The sequence below is a fragment of the Endozoicomonas sp. SESOKO3 genome, from assembly GCF_024606255.1.
The window spans coordinates 1-1966 of record NZ_JAHHPR010000183.1 but is presented as its reverse complement, the minus strand read 5'-3'; the positions used below and the strand labels follow the sequence as shown (position 1 = coordinate 1966).

The window sequence follows — 1966 nt, the reverse complement described above, 5'->3', positions numbered from 1 at the left end:
GTGCCGCAAAAAGTGAGTGTTTAATAATTCTATCCTTGTCCTCTGGTTTACAGAGAAGAAGGATAGATCAGGAAAACAAGCGTGTTTTTTATCTCTTCATCAAGAAGGTGTTGCAAAATATCTTTTCTCCTGCTCCTTCCGAGAAGCAAAAGCTACGCATAACCCGTCATTCATCACGGTAATTCATTCATCCTGATGCCGGTGAGATCTTTTTGTCTGGCCATCCTTGCCGACTGAAATTACGTTGTAGGTTGCTTGTCCAGAATAGATATAACAATTTCTGTCTTACAGGTAAGGATGAATAAGGGTTTGAGCATAGAAAGACGTCTCTGCTGGTCAGAATAAAGAGTGTTTTTGTGTCTTCTTCATGAAGGGCGGGTGCCATTTCAAGGCGTGAGGTCATTGTTTCGTTCTACATCAACAAGCTTGCGTTTGCGATGTATTCCTTTATGTCGCGTCAGTTCAAAAGCATTCTTGCAGACAGTCCCGCACGGCCTCTGCAGACCATCCTCTCCGACCACCGTCATATCGCAGGTTTGTGGCTCGCTGTGGTCTTTTCTTTTGTGGATCGACAGGGCTTTGGCATTATCGAAGAGCTTTCCGCATGGCCATGGTCGGCCATCCTCTCCGGTTAGTGTTACATAGCAGGTTTTTGACCCGGTATGGTATGCGCTTTTGTGAACCGAAAGGGCTAAAGCACTCTTACACACCGCCCCGCACGGCCGCTGCTGCCTGTTCTTCCCAATTACAGTTTCCTCACAGGTTTGTTTCCCGCTGTGATCTTTTCTTATGTGATCCCTCAGTTCCTGATAACTCTTGTAGACTTTCCTGCATGGCTGCTGCTGGCCATCCTCCCCGGTCATGATCACGTCACAGGTTCGTTCCCCGCTGTGCATTCTGCTTTTGTGACCCGACAGGTTTTGAGCGTTCTTGCAGACTGCCCCGCATAGTCGCTTTTGGCCATCTTTTCCAACGACGGTTACGTCACAGGTTTGTTGTCCAGTGTGGGAGGTTCTTTTGTGAAACGTCAGAGCATGAGAACTTGTGCATTCCTCCCCGCATCGACGAGGCTGGCCATCCTCCCCAATCACGGTTATGTCACAGGTTCGTTGCCCGCTATGGTGATTGTTTTTGTGAGCTGACAGGGCTTTAGCATTATTGCAGACTGTGCCGCATGGCTGCGGCTGGCCATTTTTCCCGATCACCATCACGACACAGGTTTTTTGTCCGGTATGGCATCTTGTTTTGTGACCCGCCAGCGCTCCAATATGCCGGAAGACCATTCCGCATGGCCGTGGCTGGCCATCCTCGCCGACTACTGTTACATGACAGCTTTTTTGCCCGCTATGGTATATCCTTTTGTGATTCGACAGGGTTTGAACATTATCGTAGGTCTTTCCGCATGGTCGCTGCTGGCCATCTTTCCCAACCACGGTCATGGTACAGGTTTGTTTTTGTTTTACGGTGTGGACGCTTCTTTTGTGATAAGCGAGGGCATTAGCATTCTGGCAGACCATTCCGCATGACCGTGGCTGGCCATCCTCCCCGACAACCGTTCCGTCACAGGTTTTTTGCCCGGTATGGTATCTGGCTTTGTGAGACGTAAGTGATTTTTGATTCTTGTAGACTTTCTGGCATTGCCGCAGTTGGCCATCTTCACCGACTAAGATCACGTTACAGGTTTTTTGCCCGTTGGAGTCAATGGTACCTGCTGCCCCTGCACCCATTGAGTCCGCGGCCCCGTCTGAGGCGACCCCATCTACAGGGCTGCAACGATAGCAGAGTCTGTTGGCCGCGTGGGAGCATGAACGTTCTCCGGATGTTTCTTCAGTGTCGTATGTCGAACTTTCTTCACAATCTGGCACTACGCTATTGGATGAGTCGGAAGATGGTCGAAATCGACAAACACCATTACAGGGATGGATATAACAATTTAAACCCATAGTATGCAGGTGTTGTTCAGGAT

General features: G+C 49.3%; 1 protein-coding gene. It reads right to left on the bottom strand.

Features of this window, described 5'->3' with window-relative positions; all coding sequences use genetic code 11:
- Positions 1–386 precede the first annotated feature (386 nt).
- The coding region (locus KDK18_RS03220; protein WP_257253172.1) for a hypothetical protein at positions 387–1966 on the bottom strand (1580 nt) is incomplete at its 5' end.